Genomic DNA, 24184 nt, shown 5'->3' on the forward strand with positions numbered 1-24184 from the left:
ATCCTTGGAAAGAAGTGTTACAGCAGGGAAATGGCTGGCTTATTGTCGCTTGATGCGGATTGATAAACCGATAGGTTCTCTGTTGCTGCTGTGGCCAACGCTATGGGCGCTGTGGCTGGCGGGTGGGGGAGCACCCGCACCGTGGACGCTCTTTGTGTTTGTCGCCGGGGTGTTCTTAATGCGTGCGGCGGGCTGCGTCATCAATGATTATGCCGATCGCCATTTTGATGGTCATGTAAAACGCACGGCTTCTCGTCCATTGCCTAGCGGTGAAGTGAGCGAGCAATCTGCCAAAGTGTTGTTTGTCGTTCTGGTCTTGCTGGCGTTTGGTCTGGTACTGACGCTGAATACGATGACGATCTGGCTGTCCGTGGCAGGGCTGGGGCTGGCATGGGTTTATCCGTTTATGAAACGGGTCAGCCATCTTCCTCAGTTTGTGCTGGGCGCGGCGTTTGGCTGGTCGATTCCGATGGCGTATGCTGCGGTGAGTGAAAGCCTGCCTGCGACCTGCTGGATGATGTTTCTGGCGTATATCTGCTGGACGGGTGCCTACGATACCCAATATGCGATGGTGGATCGCGATGACGACCTGAAGATCGGGGTGAAATCCACCGCGATCCTATTTGGCCGCTTTGACAATCTCATCATCGGATTATTGCAGTTTAGCATGCTGGCGCTGCTGCTGATTTTAGGAAAGATCAGCGGATTGGGAACCCCCTACTACATTTCGCTTCTGGTGGCTGGTGGGATGTTTGTCTATCAGCAAATACTCACAGCCGGTCGCGAGCGCGATGCCTGTTTTAAGGCGTTCCACAATAATAAATATGCGGGAATGGCGATATTTATTGGTGTGCTGTTTGGCCTGTAAGCTGAACATCAGAAGTAAAAAAGCAGCGATTTCTCGCTGCTTTTTTTATGGCTGAATATCTCGATGTGTTTGCAACGCTAAGCACATCTGCGGCTTGATGGCGGCGTATTATCCGCCATTTTCCAGCCTGACTATTCCAGTGTTGTCTCTTCCACTGCCTGACTATCGGCTTCCATTTCAGTAGATGAGCTGGCGCTTTCAATAGTCAAACGCACTTCCGGGTTGATCAGATCGCCGAGAATGTTGTAGATCGCTACGATATCGCCTTGCGCCGCTTCCGCGCTGTCGGTGATATACCCTTCTGTCCGTAAGGTGGCGACCAACGTTGAGAACACGGCTTTATCAAAGAACTCAGGGGCGTTGATACCGTGCAGGACGGACAGGCGTTGCGCCATATTCCGGCTCTCTTTCTCCAGCGTGCCGCGGTTGATTTCTGGATTTGCACACAGTAAAGACAGGGTAATCGCATAGCGTTGCAGCGTTTCACGCACGCCTGCTGACAGCAATTGCAGTGTGCGGATACGTGGCGGGTTGATAGCTAGTTCACCGTCACGGCTGCATAGCAACTGCTGTCGAACCAATTCATTAGCTAATGTTTCGAGCACGCCCGCTAACTGTTCTTTGGAATAGTGCAGGAACAGTTCGGATTGCAGCAGCGGATAGATCAGTGCGATCTGTCGCACGACGTCGGCAAGCGTAATCCGGCGATGATGGATGACGATGCTGGCGATCAGCGACGGTAAGACCAACAGATGCTGGATGTTATTGCGATAGTACGTCATCAGAACGGCCTGCTCGCGCGGCAGGATGATGATATCGCCAATACTGTCCTTCTCGACTTCGAACTTGTTCATGCTCAGCGCATGTTCCAACAGTTCATCCGCTGTCTTTTTGGGAACCGTAATATCCTTGTGGTAAGGAACCTGGCGCAGCAGTTGTAGATAGCAATCCAGCTGTTCTTGCATTTGTTCGCGCGTCAACGAGCGCTGGCGCGATGCCAGCAAGGCCGTCGAACACAGGTTCATCGCGTTTGCTGCCGCAGAATTATTGATGCGTACCATGATATCCATAGAGATATCCTGCACCGTCGGCGTGAGCCAGCTTGGGCGCTGTGCTTCGATGGGATCAATCGCATCACGCCATTGCGGAACATGCTGGTTCAGGTAGGTGGTCAGCGGGAGCGGTTCGCCGAAGTTCACATAACCCTGGCCCAAATTGCGTAGTTTGCGTAAACCACGCACCATCTGCATAAAGCCTTCTTTTTCCTTCACCGCGCCGCGCAGCTCTTTCGCATAGGTGCCGACTTCCATCACATGCTCGTAACCGACATAAATCGGCACCAGCGTGATAGGGCGCGTGCCGCCTCTGAGCATGGCCTGAATGGTCATGGCTAGCGTACCGGTTTTAGGTTCCAACAGACGACCCGTGCGCGAACGTCCACCTTCCATAAAGTATTCCACCGAATAGCCGCGGGCAAACAATTCACCCAGATATTCACGGAAAATCGTGGAATACAGCTTGTTGCCCTTGAAGGTACGACGAATGAAGAAAGCGCCAAGACGACGGAAGATCGGGCCTGCGGGCCAGAAATTAAGATTGATGCCTGCGGCGATGTGCGGCGGCACTAAGCCCTGATGGTACAGGACGTAGGACAACAACAGATAGTCCATATGGCTGCGGTGGCAGGGCACATAGACGATACCGTGACCATCCTGCGCCAACTGGCGAACGCGTTCGGCGTTATGGACGTTGATCCCCTGATAAAGGCGGTTCCACGTCCAGCTTAAAACGCGATCCGACAGACGCACGGCCTCGTAGGAAAAGTCAGCGGCGATTTCTTCCATCAGCGCAATCGCGTTCTGCTGCGCTTTTTCATGGGAAATCTTCTTACTGCGTGCTTCATCGTCTACGGCTTTCTTGATCGCTTTGGAATCCAGCAGCTTATTAAACAGCTCCTGACGTACCGGCAAGCGCGGGCCAACTGCCGCCAAACGTTGGCGGGAGAAGTGCATACGCGCGACACGCGCCAGTTTGTGGGCTATGGTTTTGTCAGTGCCATGCTCGGTCGCCATATAGCGCAGCGACACTGGGCTGGAGAAGCGGACAAAACTGTCACGCCCTAACCACAGGACGGCAAAGAATTTCTCAATGCCGTTTAGCAATCGCAGATGCGGTGTGGCCTGAGAGTGGCCTTCCCGACCTGGAGAGCGCCCAAACATCACGGAAACTGGCACCATCTGCACGTCTAAATCTGGATTGGCGCGATGCAGATCCAAGTAATCGTGGAACAGTTTGACAGATTTCTGTTTGGGAACGTAATAGCGGAAAACGCGCGGCCCGTCATTAATAAAGACATGGCTAGGGAGTTCGACGCCATTGAATTCGAGCGATTGCGAGGGATCGGGCAAGCCCAATGCCAGGCATTTCGCACGTAGCGTCAAGAGATCCGCCTGAGAGTTGTAAGGCAGAACATAGAGTATAGGACGTGAGGGATCTAACCCCAGCTCGGTCACTGGATCTGCGGGAATAACTTTGCTTTTAACCAGCAGTTTCAGCGGAATATTCAATAAGTTATAGTAAATTTTACGCCAGCCTGACATAACAACTTGGAGCCTCTTGTTAGCAATGCGCCGCAAGGATACCAGAAACTGCAGCGGAGATCTGTGGTGATGAGACAACACAGGCGAGTTAAAATGCGAACTATTTTGCATAAATAGCGGAGGATAAATGAATAAAGCAACGGGGATGACCCGGATTATTAAGGCAACCGGTTATTCTCTTAAGGGACTACAGCAGGCGTGGCAGCATGAGGTGGCCTTTCGTCAGGAAACCATATTGACGATTGTCGGCGTGGTTATTGCGTGTTTGCTGCGGGTTACGCTGGTTGAGAAGCTGCTGCTGATCGGGTCTGTGGTATTGATTATGCTATTTGAGCTGGCTAACAGCGCCATTGAAGCCGTTGTTGATCGCATTGGCCCTGAGCACCACGAATTATCTGGTCGGGCGAAAGATATCGGATCGGCGGCTGTTTTTGTTGCCATCTTGTTAGCTGCTGTCGTGTGGGGCAGCATCCTCTGGCAACATTTTGCCTGACGGTACGCATAAATGAATAAAAGTCAGAGGCTTTGTCTATATCTTCATTCCCAATTGTGGCTTACCTGTATATACTCACAGCAAGACTGTATAAACAACCAGGGGGCGGAATGAAAGTATTAACAGCAAGGCAGCAGCAGGTTTATGACCTGATCCGCGATCATATTGCGCAGACCGGAATGCCGCCAACGCGTGCGGAAATTGCTCAACAACTGGGATTTCGCTCTCCCAATGCGGCTGAAGAACATCTAAAAGCGCTGGCGCGTAAAGGCGTGATTGAAATTGTCTCAGGCGCTTCTCGCGGTATTCGTCTGCTGATGGAAGAAGAAGCGGGTATTCCTCTGGTTGGTCGTGTGGCCGCAGGTGAGCCTCTGCTGGCACAGGAACATATTGAATGTCACTATCAGGTTGACCCTGCTATGTTCAAACCCTGCGCAGATTTTTTGCTGCGGGTGAGCGGCATGTCGATGAAAAATATCGGTATATTGGATGGTGATTTGCTGGCCGTACATAAAACGGAAGATGTGCGCAACGGTCAGATTGTCGTGGCACGCATTGAAGATGAAGTGACGGTAAAACGCCTGAAAAAGCAAGGTAATATGGTGCACCTTCTCGCTGAAAATGAAGAGTTTGCCCCGATTGTTGTCGACCTGAGTGAGCAAAGTTTTTCTATAGAAGGCTTAGCGGTTGGCGTCATTCGCAACAGCGACTGGAGCTGACGGTTCACAGAGATGCACTGCTCATCTGTCCAGTTCAGTGCATCGCGTTCTGCGTGTTAATCGCTTCATGTGTTAAGTGCTCCATGTGTTAATCTGCTAGCAGTATACATTTAGTTACATTTCACGTGAGTTTTCTCCAGCTCTTCTTACCGCCTGTTTTTTCACTGCTTTCTACCGCGTATTTCTTTTCTGTGTGCTCATACTAGTTACAGATTCCTTGTTTTTTATTTTAAGTGAAATATTCGGCTATAATTTTTATTAAGGTAAGCATTTTTATCTTAAGTGATCATTTTGTGATTGATCATTAGCCAGCACATTTAGGTTAGCCCGGTAATCAAGGGAGACAGTGGCGAAGAAAACGATGATGATTCACACGATGATGCTGCTTACTGAATTAACCTATTTATCTGACACTGGCGCCTACGTCGGTAGTCACGATTCCTTGATGCGCAATACACCTAAGGTACGGAGATTCTTATGAATAAAGACCAAGCCAGCGGTAACTGGAAACAGTTTAAAGGTAAAGCGAAAGAGCAATGGGGCAAATTAACGGATGACGACCTGACGGTCATCGAAGGTAAACGTGACCAACTGGTGGGGAGAATCCAAGAGCGTTACGGGTACGAAAAAGAAGCGGCAGAGAAAGAAGTGAAACACTGGGAAGAGCACCACAAATATCACTGGTAGCGAACGCGATACTTATCCGCAGAAAGGGACGATAGCCCTCGAGGCTATCGTTTTTTGTATCTAGAAAACCCTTGCCACACGGGAGGTTCCATCAATGAGCGCTAACGTTTTTTAATCGGAACCGTATGGTCGTGATCGCAATGATCCGGCTGATTGCACGCTGCCACTTCCTGACAGCCGCCACACAGCCCGTGAGCTTCCACAACGCTGTGGCGTAGCGTAAATCCCGACTGCTGTGCCAGGCTACGTAATATTTCTTCCACACCTTCGGTTTGACGTTCCGTGACCTGCCCGCAGCGGTCGCAGATGAACAGAGCCGACGTATGGCTGTGGTCTTCGATATGGTGGCACAGCACGTAGCTGTTGTTTGATTCGACTCGATGAATGAAGCCTTGTTCCAGCAGAAAATCCAGCGCGCGATAGACGGTCGGCGGTTTCGCCTGAGGCTCGGAAACGCGCAGCAGATCCAGCAGGTCATAAGCGCTGATAGCACCGGACTGCTGTGCCATAAGGCGTAAGACCTCTAACCGCTGCGGCGTGAGACGCACGGCGCGCTGCTGACAAATCTGTTCAGCCTGGGCAAGAAGTTTGTCCTGTTTGGTTGAATCCATTGTCATATCATCCTGACGCATTGAGGAACAAGACGGATATCTTACCACGACTGAATAAAAACGCCGAACTGGCAGCGTTTTCCTGCGAAAACAACGAACAGGGAGACTACACGACCAGATCGATGAGCAACGCCCGTAACGGTGCTTCTGCTTGTAGCGTCAACGTGGTTTCTTCTTTGATGAAGGCTCCGTCGCCGCAGTGTAAAGCTTCACTGTGCTGGTCGCCTTTTACCACCATTGAACCATGGATCAACTGAAGGTATGCCTGATTCCCCTGTAGCGCGATCGTGCTTTGCTCATTCTGCTGGAGATCAACATGATGGATCCAAACCTGCTGGCGCAGTTGCAGGCTGTTCTGTTCACCTTCTGGCGAAGCAAGCAGAGTATGACTTGATGAATCCAATTCCATACGCTGTAATGGACTGTTCTCACGGCTCTGGCAGGCGTTCAGCCACAATTGCATACGCGTCAGAGCCTTACTGGCGTTGATATTATGTTCGCTATAGCTGACGTTCGACTGAGTCGCGAGCAACAGAACATCGCCAGCTTTGGCCTGAACGTGGCGGCCGTTGCTGTCGCGGTATTCAGCTTCGCCATGAAGAATAATGTTCAGAATATCAACCTGTGGGTAGGTGCGTGGCTGGAATGATGCCCCCGGCGCTAATACTTCCTGATTGAGCACGCGCAGAGAAGCGTAGCCCAGCAATTGTGGGTCAAAATAGTGACCAAAAGAGAAGGTGTAGCGTGCCTGCAACCAGCCATAGTCGGCTTGGCCGCATTGCCCCGCTGCTCTTCGTGTGATCATAATTTTTATCCCCCCAGATAATTATTTATTAAACCGATAGTAATTGTGTAGACGTTGGATTGTTAGCTAGTTAATCTGGTGGGTATATTCAAAATTCCTGAATGAGTACCAAGATGGCGAAAGAACGAGCATTGACGCTGGAAGCCTTGAGGGTGATGGATGCGATCGATCGTCGTGGCAGCTTTGCCGCTGCGGCAGACGAGTTGGGTAGGGTGCCTTCGGCGCTGAGCTATACCATGCAGAAACTGGAAGAAGAGCTAGATGTGGTGTTGTTCGATCGTTCCGGGCATCGTACTAAATTCACGAATGTCGGGCGCATGCTGCTGGAACGCGGACGTATCCTGCTGGAAGCTGCGGATAAGCTCACGACAGATGCTGAAGCACTGGCGCGAGGTTGGGAAACGCACCTGACGATTGTCACTGAAGCGCTTATTCCGACTCAGCGGCTTTTTCCATTAATCGATAAGCTGGCGCTTAAAGCGAATACGCAAGTATCAATTTTGACGGAAGTGCTGGCGGGGGCGTGGGAACGTCTTGAGCAAGGGCGTGCCGATATCGTGATTGCGCCGGACATGCATTTTCGTGCGTCTTCCGAAATGAATACCCGCAAACTGTACACGATGAATAACGTGTATGTCGCCAGCCCTGAACACCCCATTCATCAGGAACCTGAGCCGCTGTCGGATGCCACTCGTGTGAAATATCGCGGGATTGCGGTGGCGGATACTGCACGCGAACGTCCGGTGCTGACCGTGCAATTGCTCGACAAACAGCAGCGTCTGACGGTGAGCTCGCTGGATGATAAGCGGCGTGCGCTGTTGGCTGGCTTAGGCGTCGCGACAATACCTTATCCGATGGTGGCGCAAGATATTGCCGAAGGGCGTTTGCTGGTTATTGGGCCGGAACATCAGATGGAAAGCCAGATTATTATGGCGTGGCGGCGAGACAGCATGGGCGAGGCGAAATCCTGGTTCCTGCGTGAAATTCCAAAACTGCTTAACCAGCCCTGAGTCCCCACTTTTCTACGGCAAGGTGTCGCTCTACACCTTGCCTTCACTTTATCGCTAATCGACAACATCTCAGTATAAACTGACAAACGTCTTATCACGGTGGTGAGGCTGGTTCAGATCTTGCTCTGGGCCCAGCGAAATCACGCCATGCGGATTAATCGTGCCGTGGCTACGATAGTAGTGGTGACGAATATGCGCCATATCGACGGTATCGGCGATGCCAGGCATCTGATAAATATCACGCAGAAAACCGAACAGATTGGGATAATCGCTCAGGCGATATTTATCGCATTTAAAATGCGTGTTATACACAGGATCGAAACGGATCAGCGTCGTCCACAGGCGCAGATCGGCTTCGGTTAACCGATCACTGGTCAGATAGCGCTGTTTTGCCAGAATAGTTTCCAGATCGGATAACGCGGCAAAAACGGTCGTTGCTGATTCATCATAGGCCGACTGGCTGGTTGCAAAACCGGCTTTATAAACGCCGTTGTTGACCTTGTCGTAAATCCAGCCGTTCAACTCATCAATCCGAGCGCGCAGCGCTTCTGGGTAATAGTCCCCTGCGTTTGCGCCCATGCCATCAAACGCGCTATTCAACATGCGGATGATATCAGCGGATTCGTTACTGACAATGGTGTGCTGCTCGGTGTCCCATAGGACTGGCACGGTCACGCGGCCACTGTAGTCCGGTTTGGCATGCAGGTAGAGTTGGTAGAGGAATTCATGCTGATAGAGCGAGTCTCCCGTCGCGCCGTCAAAGTCAGTGCCGAACGTCCAGCCGTGATCGAGCATTAGCGGATGAACCACCGAAACCGTGATGTGATTCTCTAATCCCTTCAACTGCCGCATAAGCAGCGTGCGGTGCGCCCACGGGCAGGCGAGCGAAACATAGAGATGATAACGACCGGACTGGGCAGGAAAGCCACCGTTGCCTGTGGGGCCGGGGGCACCATTGGGCGTGACCCAGTTGCGGAATGCGGATTCTGAACGCTTGAAGTGGCCGCCGGTAGATTTGGTTTCATACCAGGTATCGTGCCATACGCCGTCAACCAGTTGTCCCATAAATCCTCCCGTTCGTGTGTGATGATAAAACGACGGCAAGCCTTTTATGCTTGCCGTCTAATTTGTGATTCGACTATTAAGTGTAGTACAGGCCGGAAAAGGCTCGTCTTACCACTTTTTGCCCAGCAGGCGGTCGATGCTGAATGCGCCTGGGCCCGTTACCGCCAACAGTAGGTAGCCACCAGCGATGGTCAGGTTTTTCATGAACATCATTTGGTTCATGCCTTCCGCAAAGTTAGTGTGGAAAATCAGTGCGGTCAGCAGCGTAAAGCCCGCGGTGAACAGTGCAACGGTACGCGTCAACAGGCCGAACAGCACCGCCAGACCACCACCCAGTTCCAGCAGAATTGTCAGCGGCAGCAGGAAGGCCGGTACGCCCATCGCCTGCATGTATTGTTGTGTGCCCGCATAGGCATCACCCAACTTACCGTAACCTGCAACGATAAACAGAATCGGCATTAAGATACGTGCAACCAGCAGTACTGTGCTTTCTAAATTTTTCATCATCTCTCCAATTGATTTTGTTGTGGGCTATATCGCCCTGTTGTGTTTGTTGTGGCAGGTATGGTCTGGAAACATGGCCTGCCATCAGGTTATGGGCAGATAATATAGAGAGATGATTTAGGCTACCAGCGAGTATAATTGTTGCTTTATTTCAGAAAAATTGATGTTCAGTTAATGATGCAAGAACGCGCTGCAATGGCGTGAGCGCGTTAGACAAAATTGAAGTGAAAAATGGCGTATAGAAAAAGCAGATCGCCGATGTGACAGGCAGGATTACGGACGTGGGTCAAACGTTTTGCGGACAAGCCTGAATGTCCCCCATAGCCCGACAAGACGGCGTCCCCAGCGAATCATACGACTGGGATGGCGCACGCCATAGATCGCTACGAGGCTGGAACCAACGATCCAGTATTTGCGCCACTGCATCAGACTTTGCCAGCCGCGATCGTAACGGGCGGTGGTATCCAGCCAGTTTTTCTTACCTGCCGATAAATCCAGCCGCTGCTGCTGTATCTTGCGCAGTAGCTGGGCTTTTTCTCTGTCTCGCTGCTGACGCTGGCTCATTTAGGATCGTCCTCCAGCAGCGATCTGTCCGTTGCCAGCTCCTTACGCGTTGCTTTGAGCAGGGTAGAACGACGCACCTTCAGGAGTGTCCAGATGCCACCTATCAGGGCTAGTCCAAGCAAGGTGGCGGTGATACACCCCAGTGCAAAGAGACGATATTGCGGGTCAATGCCCCAGATGAGCAGCGCAATCAGACTCATAATGCCAAAAGCGGAAAAAAGCAGCGTAAGACCGACCATAATCAGCAACTGAATCAGATTGGCTTTTTCTTCCTCTAATTCAATTACGGCGAGTCGAACACGGCTTTCCACCATACTGACAATAATGGAAATGATGCGCTGAGCAGAAGCCATGACCCCGCTTGCGGGGCCTTGTTTTGATTTATCTGTCATAGCAATCCGCTAATTAGCGACGAGACAGCAGGACGCCAAGCACGACGCCGACAGCGGCACCGATGCCGACACCGGTCCACGGGTTTTGGCGCACATAGTCGTCCGCAGATTCAACGGCTTCTTTGGTGTGGGAAGCGATACGTTCACCAGTATCGCTTAGGCGGTTACGGGTTTCTTTCAGCGCGTTTTCTGCTTTATTCCGCAGCTTGTCGAGTTCCGCTTTAGATTTATCGCTGGAGGTACTTAATACTTCTTCCAGCGTATCCGCCAGTGATTTCAATTCGGCGCGTAGGTACTCAGAATTTTGATCTTTAGCCATATTAATAACCCTTCATGTTTTAAACCTGAGAATTAACTATAGCTGAAGCTGAAATTTATGCCGCCCAAAATGGGTACGGACAATTCTGATAACCCGCTGTAAATTTTAGTGATTTGCTTTTTGAGTATAAAATAAACAATAGCTGTGTATTTTATAAGGATATGTAGTGATGGGTTATTGCGATGCGGCACGTTCCGCTGCGCGTAATTCCTGCTCGGCTTCAGCCAGCTTTCTTTCGCGTTTGAGGATCTTCTCGGCGCCATCCCCTTTTTGCCGGCTTTCGTTCAGCTCCTGCTGGCGTTCCGCGACGTCTTTACGCTTTTCTGCAATCGCTTCCTGACGTTTCTCTGCCAGCCCGGCATCCGTACAGTGGGTTTTCACGCTGTCCAGCGCTTTTTCTAACCCATTGATACGATTCTGATTGCCGTGCTTACGCGCTTCATCGATTTGGCGCTGGATATCCTGCGCTTTCTGCTGACAGGTTTCCACCGGATTGGTGGTATTAGCCAACGCGTGACCGGAAAGCAGGACAGATACTGCAAGAATAGATGGAGATAATTTCATCTTTGTCACCCCAGTTTGGATTGTTTCTGTGTCAGTTTCTGCTGCCAGAACGATGTCGGGGTTGTCGCCTGTTTCGCGGTAATGGTGACTTTAGGCAGTGACAAACGCAGGACATCTCTGGCTGCGATACTCTGTTCTGGCGAGGCAAGACGAACGATCAGGCTACCTTGGTCTGGCGTAATGCTTTTGATCGCAATCCCTTTTTCATTTAGACGCTGATACACGTAAAAGCCATCTGGCAATGCGGCTCCATCATAAGGCTTGATGTGCAGCATTGCATCGTTTTGGGAATGACGCAGCGACTGGGACTGCGTCAAGGCGATGATTGGCAAAGCAAGCAATATCAGTGTGCGGCCAACTTTCCTGGCTGTAGGTTTAGGGAATAACCAACGGATTGACACGGTCAGCTCCCTTTTTCTGCGTTATTTGTTTTCGTGTCACGTTTTTTACGCCACAGGACAAAGAGCGATCCAAACAGTCCGATAAACAGCAGCGCCAGCGGCAGTAGCATCAGGCAGAACATCAGTTCGTCTTCATATTTCAGAAAGACCGTGGTTTTCCCTAAGGCGAAGCCCAGCGTAACCAGAATAAACACCCACAGGAACCCGCTCATCCAGTTGAAGAACTGAAAGCGTGCGTTATTCAGGCCTGACAAGCCTGCGATGGTGGGTAATAACGTTCTGACAAAAGCCAGAAAGCGGCCAACTAATAGTGCGGACAGACCATGACGGTGGAAGAGCTGGTGGGCGCGCTGGTGATAGTGCGCGGGCAAATGCGAGAGCCAGCCCTGAACCACTCCTGTATTGCCAAGCCATCTCCCCTGAATGTAGCTGGCCCAGCAGCCGAGGCTGGCGGCCGTCGTCAGGAGAAATAGGGTAAAAGGGTAATTCATTGTGCCTTTGGCGACGAGGACACCGACCAAAATGAGCAGGCTATCGCCGGGCAGGAAAGCGGCGGGGAGCAGGCCATTTTCCAGAAAGATAATCAGAAACAGCAAGATGTAGATGGTCCATACCAACTTGGGATCGGCTAAAATATCGAAATCCTGATGCCAGAGTGCGTTTAACAGTTCTTTGATTAATTCCATCCGGTATTCCTAATACTGCTGTTGCATTTTAGCCTTGGCGACAATCACGCTTCTGGACATGATAAGAGTGAATACAGTGTTATCAGGGCGCAGGATTATGATTTTTTTATGATCTCTGTTTTGTTCTGCCTGATAGTGACGCTGATGTCTGACTTGATGCTCGTTTTTCGTTGCGAACCCGATAAACAGGCGGGTAGGGATTGTTTGGTCTTGGCTGACTTTACATCCAAAGCGACGGATTAAGCGTAAGAAAGACGCGTTAACTGTAACAAAATAGGTGTTGCTGAGACAGGAAAATATTACGACAACTAAGGTGTTTTAGGGGGATTTTTCGAGGAATAGTGGGGATTTCTGCCATATTTTACACTCGCTGACAGAAATCAACGTTTTCTGACTTTTTCGCACCTGTTCAAACGGTTTCTCGTCGTCTGAGAACGGTTACCCCTCGTTCACAAACAAGGGGCAAAATCGCTTTTAAGACTTACCGGCGTGTATCTGGTCGAGGTGAACGACCGGGTTTTCGGCGAACATATAGCGATCGACGTTAAACTCGAAATCATCCGTCGTAGCACGGAACAGCATCTGTTTGGTGTTTTCCAGATGTTGCCACATGGCCAGCTTGGCAGCGTAAGGATCTTTGCGAATCAGCGCTTTAAGGATGCGATCGTGCTCTTCGCACCAGCTTTCGATCGACTTGTCGTCAATGTGTTCATGCAGTTTGCGCCAGTAAGGATTGTGGATCCGTTGGCTCCACATTTTTTCGACGATGGTCGCCATGGCGGAGTTTTGTGTTGCCAGCGCGACCTGCACGTGGAATTTGAGATCCCACTGAGAATCACGAAAGCGATCTTCCTGACGCGCGTACTCCTGAATTTCCATCAGTTGGATGATGTCCTGACGGGTTACCTGCGTGGCGGCAAATTCAGCAATGTTGCTTTCAATGAGTTGGCGTGCCTGCAATAGCTCAAATGGGCCAGCGGCGACGAATTCAATATCGCCGCTATTAATGAATGGGTTCTTCTGCTGGTTGGAAATAACGTGAATGCCAGAACCCTTGCGTACTTCAACGTACCCTTCGACTTCCAGCATAATAATCGCTTCGCGCACCACGGTGCGGCTGACATTCATTTCTTCAGAAATATAGCGTTCCGCCGGTAATTTTTGGCCAACCTGATACATACCGCTTTCGATGCGCTGTTTTAATTCTGCGGCTAACTGCTGGTATAGCCGTCGGGGTTCAGTGAGTGCCATGATGATGTCTACTCTAGAGAGATGATGGTCCATGTGCCACGTTAGGGCCTGAGTGTCTATCTCGTTAATCTTTGAGGGATGATTTGTTATACCACTTAATCATAGCAGCAACCAATGTTGCGGTCACAGTTATCACAGTGTGTTATTGCGGGGGGAGGTGATTCACCCGGTATCCGATCATACCGGATGAGTCAGGATAATACAGGGATTATCAGTGCTGGTTGGCTTCTTTCTATGTTTCATCTGCGGTGACCACTTCATTACGGCCAAATAGGTCGGATGACAAGGGTAATCAGCGCGCCGGACAGCGACTGGTGCGCGAAACCACCGACACACAATAGCGCGATGGCGATGTAAGGGCTGGAGAACAGACCGATCATTCCCGGTGCAATCATCAGTATCGCCCCCATCGTCACCACCAGCTAACGGGAAACGATCAGGTTCACTTTGAAATATTTCTGGAACAGCATCGGCAGGTGGTTACCCAGAATGCAGCCGATATCGGCGAACAGCATTGGCATCCAGGCGAACATGGCGATTTCTTTCAGATTAAAGCCGTAGGCTTTAAACATGAATAGCGGGATCCACGCGTTGAACGTTCCCCAGGCGGGTTCAGCCAGAAAGCGTGGCAGGGCGATGCCCCAGAATTGACGGTTACGCAGGATTTGCCATGCTGACATTTTCTTTGCGTTATTGGTTTGGTGCTGCGCTTCCTGCCCGCTAAGAATATAGTCGCGCTCTTCATCGCTACGTTTTTTCTGATCTTTAGGATGTTTATAGAAAACGAGCCAGCAGATGGCCCACACCATGCTCAGCGCACCGGTAATGATAAAGGCCATTTCCCAACTGTTCGCCAGCGCGGTACCCATACAGAAGACGGCCCACAGAATGGCAAACATCGCATAGCCGATTTTAGTCCCCAGCAGATCCAGTACATAACCAGCGATGGGTTGCATAATGGTATAACAAGCTGAGTAGGCTGCAACGATGTAAGAATATTGCTGTGTGGTGATATGCAATTGATCCTGTAGCGTCGGGGCGGCGACAGAAATTGCATTACGCGTCAGGTATCCCAGTACTGTTCCAGTGGTCACCAGGCCGATCATGCGCCATTGTAATCATTTGATTTTACGTATTTAACTTTCTCTTTGAGTCAATAAAAACACAGTGTGGCTCTTGAGTAGCCTCACGGTGTGAAGTGTCTTGTAATGTGGTACGACACGTTTTGTTGTTGTTCTGAACAGGAAAACCCTTTTCTTTGTGAGATAGCGATTGAATCCCTGCTTAAGGCAGCGCCATAATAATTTGTCATACATCTTTTAAGGGTTGAGTGATATCAAAAAACCATTATTTTTTATGTTGAATAAAGAATTTCTCGCTGAAATCGAGAGGGATAAACGGTTTTAAGCGACAGGTGCTGAGTTATTGTACTGATTGTTACATTTTTGCGATCATGACCTCACAAATACTGTGAGATGTCGCGCATAATTGGTGTGATATCTTTTAACGGTTAACTAATTTGGTGCACAAGAAGCACGGTAAGGAAGAAAACATGCCCCAGTTTCTGAGTGAAGATTTTCTGTTAGACAGTGAATTTGCCCGTCGTCTTTATCATGAGTATGCCGTCGACCAGCCGATATTTGACTACCATTGCCATCTTCCGCCTGAGCAGATCGCCGAAAACTACCGCTTTAGAAATTTGTATGACATCTGGTTGAAAGGCGATCACTACAAGTGGCGTGCAATGCGCACTAACGGCGTGCCTGAGCGTTTGTGTACGGGCGATGCCAGCGACTGGGAAAAATTTGAAGCGTGGGCCGCTACCGTGCCGCACACCATCGGCAACCCGCTTTATCACTGGACACACCTGGAACTGCGTCGTCCGTTCAGCGTCACTGGTACGCTGCTCTCGCCGAGCACGGCAAAAGACATTTGGGATCGCTGTAATGCCATGCTGGAGCGTGATGACTTTACCGCGCGTGGCATCATGCAGCAGATGAACGTGAAAATGGTTGGTACGACGGACGATCCGATTGACGATCTGCGCCACCATAAAACCGTTGCTCAGGATTCAAGCTTCTCTATCAAAGTGCTGCCGAGCTGGCGCCCGGACAAAGCGTTCAACATTGAACTGGCAACCTTCAACGACTATATGGCGAAACTGGGTGAAGTCTCTGACACCGACATTCGTCGTTTCAGAGATCTGCAAACGGCACTGACCCAGCGTCTGGATCACTTTGCGGCACACGGCTGTAAAGTGTCTGACCATGCGCTGGATGTCGTGATGTTTGCCGAAGCGGATGAGTCAACGCTGGACAGTATTCTGGCGCGTCGTCTTTCAGGCGACACGCTGAGCGAGCATGAAGTGGCACAGTTCAAGACCGGTGTTCTGGTCTGGCTGGGGGCGGAGTATGCTCGTCGCGGCTGGGTTCAGCAGTACCACATTGGCGCACTGCGTAACAATAACCTGCGTCAGTTCAAACTGCTGGGGCCGGATGTGGGCTTCGACTCCATCAACGACCGTCCGCTGGCTCAGGAACTGTCGCGCCTGCTCAGTAAGCAGAATGAAGAAAACCTGCTGCCGAAAACCATCCTTTACTGCCTGAACCCGCGCGATAACGAAGTGCTCGGCACGATGATCGGCAATTTCCAGGGGGAAGGGATGCCGGGCAAGATGCAGTTCGGTTCCGGCTGGTGGTTTAACGATCAGAAAGATGGCATGCAACGTCAGATGACCCAGCTCGCGCAGCTTGGTTTGCTGAGCCGCTTCGTCGGCATGCTGACCGATAGCCGCAGCTTCCTGTCTTATACCCGTCATGAATATTTCCGCCGCATCCTGTGCCAGATGATTGGCCGCTGGGTGGAAGATGGCGAAGCGCCAGCCGATCTGCCTTTGCTGGGCGAAATGGTGAAAAACATCAGTTTCGATAACGCTAAAAACTATTTTGCTATCGAGCTGTAATTCCACGGCGTCGTCAGGTGTGAATTACGCGAGGGGCGCGGCAGTAAGATTCCCAAGGGGGCTTACGCCGCGGTTCTCGATGTCTCGGTCTTTTGTCTTAAGGTAGCCTGTTAATGCAAACGTTAAATCGTCGTAACTTCCCCGGCCGTCAACACCCGGATCGTGTTATCCAGTTTGGTGAAGGTAATTTCCTGCGCGCTTTCGTCGACTGGCAGTTGGATTTACTGAATGAGCACACCGATCTGGATGCGGGCATTGTCGTTGTTCGCCCGATCGATTCCGACTTCCCGCCCGCGCTGGACACTCAGGATGGGCTGTACACCACCATTATCCGTGGTCTGAACGAACAGGGCGAGGCCGTTCGCGAACCGCGTCTGATCCGTTCGGTAAACCGTGAAATTAATGTGTACCGTCAGTTCGATGAGTATCTGGCACTGGCGCACGATCCAAATATTCGCTTTGTTTTCTCCAATACCACCGAAGCGGGTATCAGTTATCACGCAGATGATCGCTTGAGCGATGCACCGCCTGTCAGCTTCCCGGCGAAATTAACCCGTCTGCTGTATGAGCGCTTCTGTCATTTTGACGGCGCGGCGGATAAAGGCTGGGTGTTGCTGCCGTGCGAACTGATTGATTACAACGGCGTGGCGCTGAAAGAGCTGGTATTGCGCTACGCGGCACAGTGGGAACTGACGCCAACCTTTACCGCCTGGCTGAACGATCACAACACGTTCTGCTCGACGTTGGTAGACCGTATTGTGACGGGTTACCCGCGTGCCGAAGTGGAAGCGCTAGAGCAGGAAATGGGCTACAAGGATACCTTCTGGGATACGGCGGAACACTTCTACCTGTTCGTGATTCAGGGGCCACAGTGGTTGGCGGAAGAATTGCGTCTGAACAAGCTGGATCTGAACGTTCGTATCGTTGATGACATTAAGCCCTATAAAGAACGTAAAGTGGCGATTCTCAACGGCGCCCATACTGCGCTGGTGCCGGTAGCATTCCTCGCTGGTTTGGATACCGTTGGCGAATCGATGAATGATGCCCTGATTGGCAAATTCGTAGAAAAGACCATTGCCGAAGAGATTGTGCCGGTATTGGATTTGCCGCATGACGAACTGACGTCGTTTGCTCAGGCTGTATTAAGTCGCTTCCGTAACCCGTTCATTCAGCATCAACTGTTATCTATCTCGCTGAATGGCATGACCAAATTCCGCACCCGCATTCTGCCGCAACTGCTGACCTACCGTGAGCGTCACGGCGAACTGCCTGCTCGCTTGACGTTTGCGCTAGCGGCCTTGATTGCATTCTATCGCGGTGAGCGCAGCGGTGAAGGTGATGCGTTGCAAACCTATCCGTTGCAGGACGATGCACACTGGCTGGAACGTTATTCCACGCTGTGGGCGGGCGTAAAAGAAAACACCGTCAGCCTGGCTGAACTGGTGAATGTCGTACTGCGTGATGCCGATCACTGGGGACAGGATTTAACACAGGTTCCTGGCCTGGCGGCGCAGGTGACTGAACAGTTACAAACCATTGTTGAGCGCGGCATGCGCGCAACTGTGGAAGGGTATTGCTAATTAGCAAGAAGGGTTATCCATGCAAAGTATTATAAAAATTCATTCTCTGGACAATGTGGCTGTCGCCTTGCGTGATGTCGAGCAAGGCGAAACGGTGTTGGTGGATAGCCATACGGTGACACTTCAGCAACCTGTCGTGCGCGGGCATAAGTTCGCGCTGGAAACCATCGCACCGGGAGAAATGATTACCAAGTATGGCCTGCCAATCGGCCATGCGCTGGTGTCTATTGCTCCCGGAGAACACATCCATTCCCAGAATGCGAAAACCAATCTGAGCGATCTGGATGACTATCAGTACCAGCCTGAATTTCTCGAACTGCCACCGCAGATGGGCGATCGGGATGTACAGCTCTATCGTCGTCAAAACGGCGATGTCGGTATCCGTAATGAGCTGTGGATCCTGCCAACCGTCGGTTGCGTGAACGGAATTGCGCGTCAGATTCAGCAGCGTTTCCTGAAAGAAACCAATGATGCGGAAGGGATTGACGGTGTTTATCTGTTTAGTCATACCTTCGGCTGCTCACAACTCGGTCAGGATCACGAAAACACCCGCACGATGCTGCAAAACATGGTGCGTCATCCGAATGCGGGGGCGGTACTGGTGATCGGGCTGGGATGTGAAAACAATCAGGTTGATGCGTTCCGCACTACACTGGGCGATTTTGATTCCGATCGCGTAACGTTCATGGTGTGCCAGCAGCAGGACGATGAAGTCGAGGCTGGTCTGGAACGTCTGCATATGCTGTATGAGGCGATGCGCCATGACAAACGCGAACCGGGTAAGCTGAGCGAGCTGAAGTTTGGTCTGGAATGCGGTGGTTCTGATGGGCTGTCTGGGATTACGGCCAACCCGCTGTTAGGCCGTTTCTCCGACTATCTGATCGCCAACGGCGGCACCACCGTGCTGACCGAAGTACCGGAAATGTTTGGTGCGGAACGTATTCTGATGAGCCGCTGCCGTGATGAAGCCACGTTTGAGAAAACCGTGCACATGGTGAATGACTTCAAACAGTACTTTATCGCGCATGACCAGCCGATTTACGAGAACCCATCGCCGGGTAACAAAGCGGGGGGGATCACCACGTTGGAAGAGAAATCACTGGGCTGTACGCAAAAAGCCGGACAGAGCAAGGTGGTTGATGTTCTGAAATATGGTGAGCGCTTACATACTCCGGGGCTCAACCTGCTCAGTGCTCCGGGGAATGATGCTGTCGCAACCAGCGCGCTGGCGGGGGCCGGTTGCCATATGGTGCTATTCAGTACCGGACGCGGCACGCCTTACGGCGGCTTCGTACCTACCGTAAAACTGGCGACCAACAGTGAGCTGGCGAAGAAGAAACCGCATTGGATTGATTTCGATGCGGGACGTCTGATCCATGACATGCCGATGGATGAACTACTGAGCCAGTTCGTCGAGCTGATTGTCGAGATTGCTGACGGCAAGCAGACGAAGAATGAAGTGAACGACTTCCGCGAATTAGCCATATTTAAGAGCGGCGTAACGTTGTAAATCTTATTAATTCCAATAAAATAAAACAGAATTTCATTTTTATGGTGGGCCGTTTTTTTTCGCAGCAACGTGTAGAGGCAGGGATCATGACACAATATTGGATTGCCCAGTCTGTTGGTGTACTGGCGTTTCTGGTCGGCATCACCATGTTTTTCAACCGTAACGATCAAAAATTCAAAATACAGCTCTCGGCATACAGCGCCGTCATTGGTCTGCATTTCTTCCTGATGGGGGCAAATGCGGCAGGTGCCAGCGCATTACTGAACTCGGCACGTACGCTAATTTCACTGAAAACACACAACATCCTCATGATGTTTGTCTTTATCTCACTGACGCTGCTCTTTGGTTTATCGGGCATGCAACATGCGATGGAACTGCTGCCGATAGCGGGCACGGTTGCCAGTACCTGGGCGCTGTTCCGCACCTCTGGGCTGACGACGCGCTGCGTGATGTGGTGCTCAACCGCTTGCTGGGTTGCGCATAATATCTGGCTGGGATCGATTGGCGGATCGCTAATCGAAGGCAGTTTCCTGCTGATGAACGGCTTTAACATCATCCGCTTCTGGCGTATGCAGCAACGCGGCATCGATCCTTTCAGCGTAGAGAAGAAAGCGTAATTTCAGGTGTTTCCCGTCACGTTAACGCCGCTCGTTTTTAAACGAGCGGCCTGATAATCAATCCTAATCGGTTACAGCAGATTCAAACGCTCTTTTTCCTCGAGCTTGGCGTCTTCCGCGTGACATACCGCAGCGATGAACATCACGTCCGTCGAGGAGTTGACGGCGGTTTCAGCGGAATCCTGCAAGACGCCGATAATGAAGCCAACCGCAACCACCTGCATGGCGATATCGTTAGAGATACCAAACATGCTGCACGCCAGTGGAATCAGTAACAACGATCCCCCCGCCACGCCCGATGCGCCACAGGCGCACAGTGATGCGACGACGCTGAGCAGTAGGGCGGTCGGCACGTCAACCTGAATACCCAACGTATGTACCGCGGCCAGCGTCAGCACCGTGATGGTAATTGCGGCGCCCGCCATATTGATGGTGGCACCTAGCGGGATGGCTACCGAGTACGTGTCTTCATCCAGATTCAGCTTACGACACAGCTCCATATTCACCGGAATGTTAGCGGCGGAACTGCGAGTGAAGAATGCCGTCACACCGCTTTCGCGCAAGCAGCGCAGCACCAGCGGATAAGGGTTGCTGCGAATTTTCCAGTAAACGATCAGTGGGTTGATCACCAGTGCGACCAGCAACATACCGCCAATCAGCACCATCAGTAGATGGGCATAGCCCCACAGTGCGCTGAAGCCCGTTTCCGCCAGCGTTGAGGCGACCAGACCGAAAATACCCAGCGGTGCGAAACGAATGACCACGCGCACAATCATGGTGACCGCATTGGATGCATCCGTAATCATGCTCTTGGTACTGTCCGAACCGTGACGAAACGCAATGCCCAGCCCCACAGCCCAAACCAGAATGCCAATATAGTTCGCATTCAGCAGAGCATGAATGGGGTTAGCGATGATGCTCATCAATAGCCCTTCCAGCACGTCGACAATCCCTGACGGTGGCGTGATGTCCGTGGCCTGCGCGTTAAGTGCCAGCGTGGAAGGAAAAAGAACGCTTAGCACAACGGCAATCAGCGCCGCAGAGAAGGTTCCGATGAGATAGAGAAACAGAATCGGGCGGATGTTGGTTTTCTGCCCCTGTTGGTGGTTGGCGATAGACGCCATAACCAGCACTAATACCAGAATGGGGGCGACAGCTTTCAGGGCACCGACGAACAGCGTCCCCAATAAACCCGCAGCCAACGCGGCCTGCGTGGACAGCGAAGCCAGAATAATACCGGCTGCAAGCCCGAGAAGGATTTGCTGAACCAGGCTGCCCCGGGTGATGTAGTGCAAAAAACGAGATTGTTGAGTTTCCATAATTTTGATGGCGTAGCCGTTCCACTAAGTAGTTGTCTGTACGGATGTGGCACCTCTGAGATGCGTCGGGTGATTTTTTCTTTTCGTAACCAAGTGTGTTTGCACGCGTCAGTATATGAAAATTTGTTTCTGAGAAAAGCAATGATGTGATTTTTTATGACGGACATCCTTGTCCGTCACCCTACGGGCCGTTGCTACGCAACGTTGAAAAACGCTCCCGACGTTTTTTTATGACGGACATCCTTATCCGTTACCCTATGATTTAATGAGTAAGACGCTCTCCACACGGCGGGAACCGTGCGGAGAGAAGGGGAAAGGATTAACGCTCGGCGCGTTTGTTCACCCAGACGTTGATCAGCATGGTGATGACCAGAATGCTGGCGACAACGCCCAGAGATATCGCTACCGGAATATGGAAAATGTCGATGAGCATCATCTTGGCACCAATGAAGATCAGGATGACAGCCAGACCATATTTCAACAGTGAGAAGCGCTCAGCCACGCCAGCCAGCAGGAAGTACATCGCACGCAGACCCAAAATGGCGAACAGGTTCGACGTCAATACGATAAAGGGATCGGTCGTGACGGCGAAAATCGCAGGAATACTGTCGACGGCGAAAATTACGTCGCTGATTTCAACCATAATCAGCACCAGAAACAGCGGCGTGGCATACAGGATGCCGTTACGACGGACGAAGAACTTTTCGTTCTCGATGCTATCCGTCATACGCAAACGGCTACGCAGCCAGCGTACTAGCGGTTTGTCGCCGATCGCCCCGTCATCTTCTTTCGCCAGCGCCATTTTAAGGCCGGTGAACAACAGGAACGCGCCGAATACGTAGAGCAGCCACTGGAATTGCGTGACCAGCCAACTGCCGCCAAACACCATCAGCGTTCTGAGAACGATGGCGCCTAACACGCCGTAAATCAGCACGCGACGCTGGTATTGTGGGGGAACGGCGAAGTAACCGAACAGCATCAGCCAGACGAAGACGTTATCAACGGCGAGGGCTTTTTCGATCAAATAACCGGTCAGGAAGGCCAGCGACTGGGCGTTGGCAACCTCACGACCCATCGTGCTGTCCAGATACCACCAGAAACCGGCGTTAAACAGCAGAGAAAGCGTGACCCAAATGATAGACCAGACGGCAGCCTGTTTGAACGTCATTACCGTCGACCCTTTGCGCCCTTGATAGAGCAGGTCGATGGCCAGCATCACTATAACAATGGCAGCAAAGCTGCCCCATAACCATGGCGTGCCGATGGTGTGCATAGCAAGATCCTTAAATAGAAACAAAAACGGCCAACATCGGAAGGACGCTGGCCGCTTGTTATTAAAGCTGCAAATGCACCTCGCCTTCCGGCAAGGTCTCACTTACAACATTAATGAAGCTGTTTCATTAAGAATGAAATTTTCATCAAAGTTGCCCAGTAACCGGATGCGGAACGCATCGTAATGACGATTAGCTGGCGGAAAAGTTACTCCCCTTTGCCTGACAGAAGATAGGTGAAAAGATGATCCTGGTCAAATAATTATCGCGTTATTCACTCTGCGTTTTCTGGTGTGGCGGCATCGGCAGGGAACATGATGCCGGTTTGGCGGCGAATTTCCGTCAGCAGACCTGCGACTGTACGTGAGCGTGCCAGTTCCGCATGGTTGATGTCGTGGTTGCTTACCAGCGTCGCAAAGACATCCGCTTCGTACAGCATACTGTTGATATGCTGCGGCTGACTGAGATCCAACTGTTTGCCCTGTTGTGGGATGAATTTGACGTTATGGCATTCGGAGACTTTCTCAATCACCAGTGAGCCGTCTTCCCCTTGGATTTCACTGGGTATCGCGGAGTGGCTGACTTTGGAATGGATGATGGTCACATCGAAGTCACCGTAATTCAGGATGACGCTGCCATGTGCGTCTACGCCGCTTTCCAATAGCGTCGCGCTAGCCTGCGTAGTGCACGGTTCTCCCCACAGCGCCACGGCGAACGCTAAGCAGTAGTAGCCGATATCCATGATGGAACCGTTGGAGAAGGCTGGGTTGAACGTGTTCGGGTTCTCGCCAGCCAAATAGCGCGGGTAACGTGAAGAATACTGGCAGTAATTCAGCACCACTTTACGCAGTCTGCCGACTTTCGGCAGCGCTTGCTGTATCAGGCTAAAATTGGGCAGGCTGGCGGTTTTGAACGCTTCAAACAGCACAACCTGATTTTCTCTGGCGCAGGCTATCATCTGTTCGACTTCATAGCGGTTGGACGCCAGCGGTTTTTCACAGATAACGTGCTTGCCGTGGCTCAGGAAGAGCAGTGCCTGTTCGCAATGCAGCGCATTGGGGCTTGCCAGATACACGGCGTCGATAAGGTCAGATTTCGCCATAGCCTCCAGGGAATCAAAGCGCGTATCCACCATGTAATCGGCCTGAAACGGCTGTGCTTTTTCTGCCGTGCGTGAATAGATGGCGGTGAGCTTCAGCTTGCCGGTTTCGTGGGCGGCATCAACAAACTGACGGGTGATCCAACTGGTTCCTACAATAGCGAAGCGAATCATAAGCGTTTGGTATCCTGAAGGCATGGGGGATGACTATGGAGATTATCACGGTGAAATGACAAGGCAACGTCAATCATTTCCTGTTCCGGCAGAGAAAAGCATTTACTGACGGG

Annotated in this window: 24 protein-coding genes and 1 pseudogene; 9 read left to right on the forward strand and 16 right to left on the reverse strand. The window is 51.4% G+C overall.

The window, feature by feature from the left end; translation table 11 throughout:
• Positions 1–4: 4 nt before the first annotated feature.
• A complete protein-coding gene (gene ubiA, locus ACKQAD_RS11680; RefSeq protein ID WP_409160313.1) occupies positions 5–868 on the forward strand; it encodes a 4-hydroxybenzoate octaprenyltransferase in 864 nt (287 codons plus the stop codon).
• Positions 869–999: 131 nt separating this feature from the next.
• On the opposite strand, the gene plsB is transcribed toward ubiA, so the two are convergent.
• Complete coding sequence (gene plsB, locus ACKQAD_RS11685; RefSeq protein WP_409160315.1) at positions 1000–3468, reverse strand: glycerol-3-phosphate 1-O-acyltransferase PlsB; 2469 nt, start codon at positions 3466–3468, stop codon at positions 1000–1002.
• A gap of 127 nt (positions 3469–3595) precedes the next feature.
• Here plsB and ACKQAD_RS11690 point away from each other — a divergent pair, with 127 nt between their 5' ends.
• From ACKQAD_RS11690 to ACKQAD_RS11700, 3 genes are all read left to right on the forward strand, one after another.
• Entirely contained in the window at positions 3596–3961 is a 366-nt protein-coding gene (locus tag ACKQAD_RS11690; protein WP_409160316.1) for a diacylglycerol kinase, read from the forward strand.
• 110 nt (positions 3962–4071) lie between these two features.
• Entirely contained in the window at positions 4072–4680 is a 609-nt protein-coding gene (lexA, locus tag ACKQAD_RS11695; protein ID WP_409160317.1) for a transcriptional repressor LexA, read from the forward strand.
• A gap of 477 nt (positions 4681–5157) precedes the next feature.
• Positions 5158–5367, forward strand: coding sequence for a CsbD family protein (locus ACKQAD_RS11700; protein WP_010282913.1), 210 nt, complete (start codon positions 5158–5160; stop codon positions 5365–5367).
• A gap of 101 nt (positions 5368–5468) precedes the next feature.
• Here ACKQAD_RS11700 and zur read toward each other — a convergent pair whose 3' ends face one another.
• Together zur and ACKQAD_RS11710 are read right to left on the reverse strand one after the other, a co-directional pair.
• A complete protein-coding gene (gene zur / locus ACKQAD_RS11705; protein ID WP_409160318.1) occupies positions 5469–5978 on the reverse strand; it encodes a zinc uptake transcriptional repressor Zur in 510 nt (169 codons plus the stop codon).
• Between the two features lie 106 nt (positions 5979–6084).
• Positions 6085–6783 carry a pirin family protein gene (locus ACKQAD_RS11710; RefSeq protein ID WP_409160319.1) on the reverse strand — a complete coding sequence of 233 codons (699 nt, stop codon included), beginning with the start codon at positions 6781–6783 and terminating at the stop codon, positions 6085–6087.
• Positions 6784–6896: 113 nt separating this feature from the next.
• Here ACKQAD_RS11710 and ACKQAD_RS11715 point away from each other — a divergent pair, with 113 nt between their 5' ends.
• On the forward strand, positions 6897–7793 hold the full coding sequence (locus ACKQAD_RS11715) for a LysR family transcriptional regulator (protein WP_409160320.1): 897 nt from the start codon (positions 6897–6899) through the stop codon (positions 7791–7793).
• 69 nt (positions 7794–7862) lie between these two features.
• Here ACKQAD_RS11715 and ACKQAD_RS11720 read toward each other — a convergent pair whose 3' ends face one another.
• The 10 genes and pseudogenes from ACKQAD_RS11720 to ACKQAD_RS11765 form a co-directional block, all read right to left on the reverse strand.
• On the reverse strand, positions 7863–8858 hold the full coding sequence (locus ACKQAD_RS11720; RefSeq protein ID WP_409160321.1) for a glutathione S-transferase family protein: 996 nt from the start codon (positions 8856–8858) through the stop codon (positions 7863–7865).
• Between the two features lie 108 nt (positions 8859–8966).
• Positions 8967–9362: a DoxX family protein gene (locus ACKQAD_RS11725; RefSeq protein WP_409160395.1), complete on the reverse strand. Its 396-nt coding sequence runs from the start codon at positions 9360–9362 to the stop codon at positions 8967–8969.
• Positions 9363–9635: 273 nt separating this feature from the next.
• Entirely contained in the window at positions 9636–9926 is a 291-nt protein-coding gene (locus ACKQAD_RS11730; protein WP_409160322.1) for a YqjK-like family protein, read from the reverse strand.
• Entirely contained in the window at positions 9923–10318 is a 396-nt protein-coding gene (locus ACKQAD_RS11735) for a phage holin family protein (protein ID WP_409160323.1), read from the reverse strand. The genes ACKQAD_RS11730 and ACKQAD_RS11735 overlap by 4 nt, the downstream gene beginning before the upstream one ends.
• A 13-nt stretch (positions 10319–10331) precedes the next feature.
• Positions 10332–10637: an ElaB/YgaM/YqjD family protein gene (locus ACKQAD_RS11740; RefSeq protein ID WP_225181518.1), complete on the reverse strand. Its 306-nt coding sequence runs from the start codon at positions 10635–10637 to the stop codon at positions 10332–10334.
• A 174-nt stretch (positions 10638–10811) separates the two neighbouring features.
• Positions 10812–11201: a DUF1090 domain-containing protein gene (locus ACKQAD_RS11745; RefSeq protein WP_409160324.1), complete on the reverse strand. Its 390-nt coding sequence runs from the start codon at positions 11199–11201 to the stop codon at positions 10812–10814.
• Positions 11202–11206: 5 nt separating this feature from the next.
• Positions 11207–11602: an EnvZ/OmpR regulon moderator MzrA gene (mzrA, locus tag ACKQAD_RS11750; protein WP_409160325.1), complete on the reverse strand. Its 396-nt coding sequence runs from the start codon at positions 11600–11602 to the stop codon at positions 11207–11209.
• A 2-nt stretch (positions 11603–11604) separates the two neighbouring features.
• A complete protein-coding gene (locus ACKQAD_RS11755; RefSeq protein ID WP_409160326.1) occupies positions 11605–12288 on the reverse strand; it encodes a DedA family protein in 684 nt (227 codons plus the stop codon).
• A 474-nt stretch (positions 12289–12762) separates the two neighbouring features.
• Complete coding sequence (gene exuR / locus ACKQAD_RS11760) at positions 12763–13539, reverse strand: transcriptional regulator ExuR (RefSeq protein ID WP_409160327.1); 777 nt, start codon at positions 13537–13539, stop codon at positions 12763–12765.
• Between the two features lie 241 nt (positions 13540–13780).
• A pseudogene (locus ACKQAD_RS11765) lies at positions 13781–14645 on the reverse strand (MFS transporter); the annotation flags it as partial.
• Between the two features lie 446 nt (positions 14646–15091).
• Here ACKQAD_RS11765 and uxaC point away from each other — a divergent pair.
• The 4 genes from uxaC (at position 15092) to ACKQAD_RS11785 (ending at position 20208) form a co-directional block, all read left to right on the forward strand.
• A complete protein-coding gene (uxaC, locus tag ACKQAD_RS11770; RefSeq protein ID WP_409160328.1) occupies positions 15092–16501 on the forward strand; it encodes a glucuronate isomerase in 1410 nt (469 codons plus the stop codon).
• Between the two features lie 113 nt (positions 16502–16614).
• A complete protein-coding gene (locus tag ACKQAD_RS11775) occupies positions 16615–18081 on the forward strand; it encodes a tagaturonate reductase (protein WP_409160329.1) in 1467 nt (488 codons plus the stop codon).
• Between the two features lie 19 nt (positions 18082–18100).
• Positions 18101–19591, forward strand: a complete 1491-nt coding sequence (locus ACKQAD_RS11780; RefSeq protein WP_409160330.1) for a UxaA family hydrolase — start codon at positions 18101–18103, stop codon at positions 19589–19591.
• 86 nt (positions 19592–19677) lie between these two features.
• On the forward strand, positions 19678–20208 hold the full coding sequence (locus tag ACKQAD_RS11785) for a YgjV family protein (protein WP_409160331.1): 531 nt from the start codon (positions 19678–19680) through the stop codon (positions 20206–20208).
• Positions 20209–20279: 71 nt separating this feature from the next.
• Here the strand turns inward: ACKQAD_RS11785 and sstT are convergent, their stop codons facing one another.
• The 3 genes from sstT to ACKQAD_RS11800 all read right to left on the reverse strand — a co-directional run bounded on the left by sstT (position 20280) and on the right by ACKQAD_RS11800 (position 24071).
• Complete coding sequence (gene sstT, locus ACKQAD_RS11790; protein WP_409160332.1) at positions 20280–21527, reverse strand: serine/threonine transporter SstT; 1248 nt, start codon at positions 21525–21527, stop codon at positions 20280–20282.
• Between the two features lie 319 nt (positions 21528–21846).
• A complete protein-coding gene (locus ACKQAD_RS11795) occupies positions 21847–22800 on the reverse strand; it encodes a TerC family protein (RefSeq protein WP_409160333.1) in 954 nt (317 codons plus the stop codon).
• Positions 22801–23072: 272 nt separating this feature from the next.
• Positions 23073–24071, reverse strand: a complete 999-nt coding sequence (locus ACKQAD_RS11800; protein ID WP_409160334.1) for a Gfo/Idh/MocA family protein — start codon at positions 24069–24071, stop codon at positions 23073–23075.
• Between the last annotated feature and the right edge of the window lie 113 nt (positions 24072–24184).

It is taken from the genome of Pectobacterium artocarpous, from assembly GCF_046159765.1.
GTDB lineage: Bacteria > Pseudomonadota > Gammaproteobacteria > Enterobacterales > Enterobacteriaceae > Pectobacterium.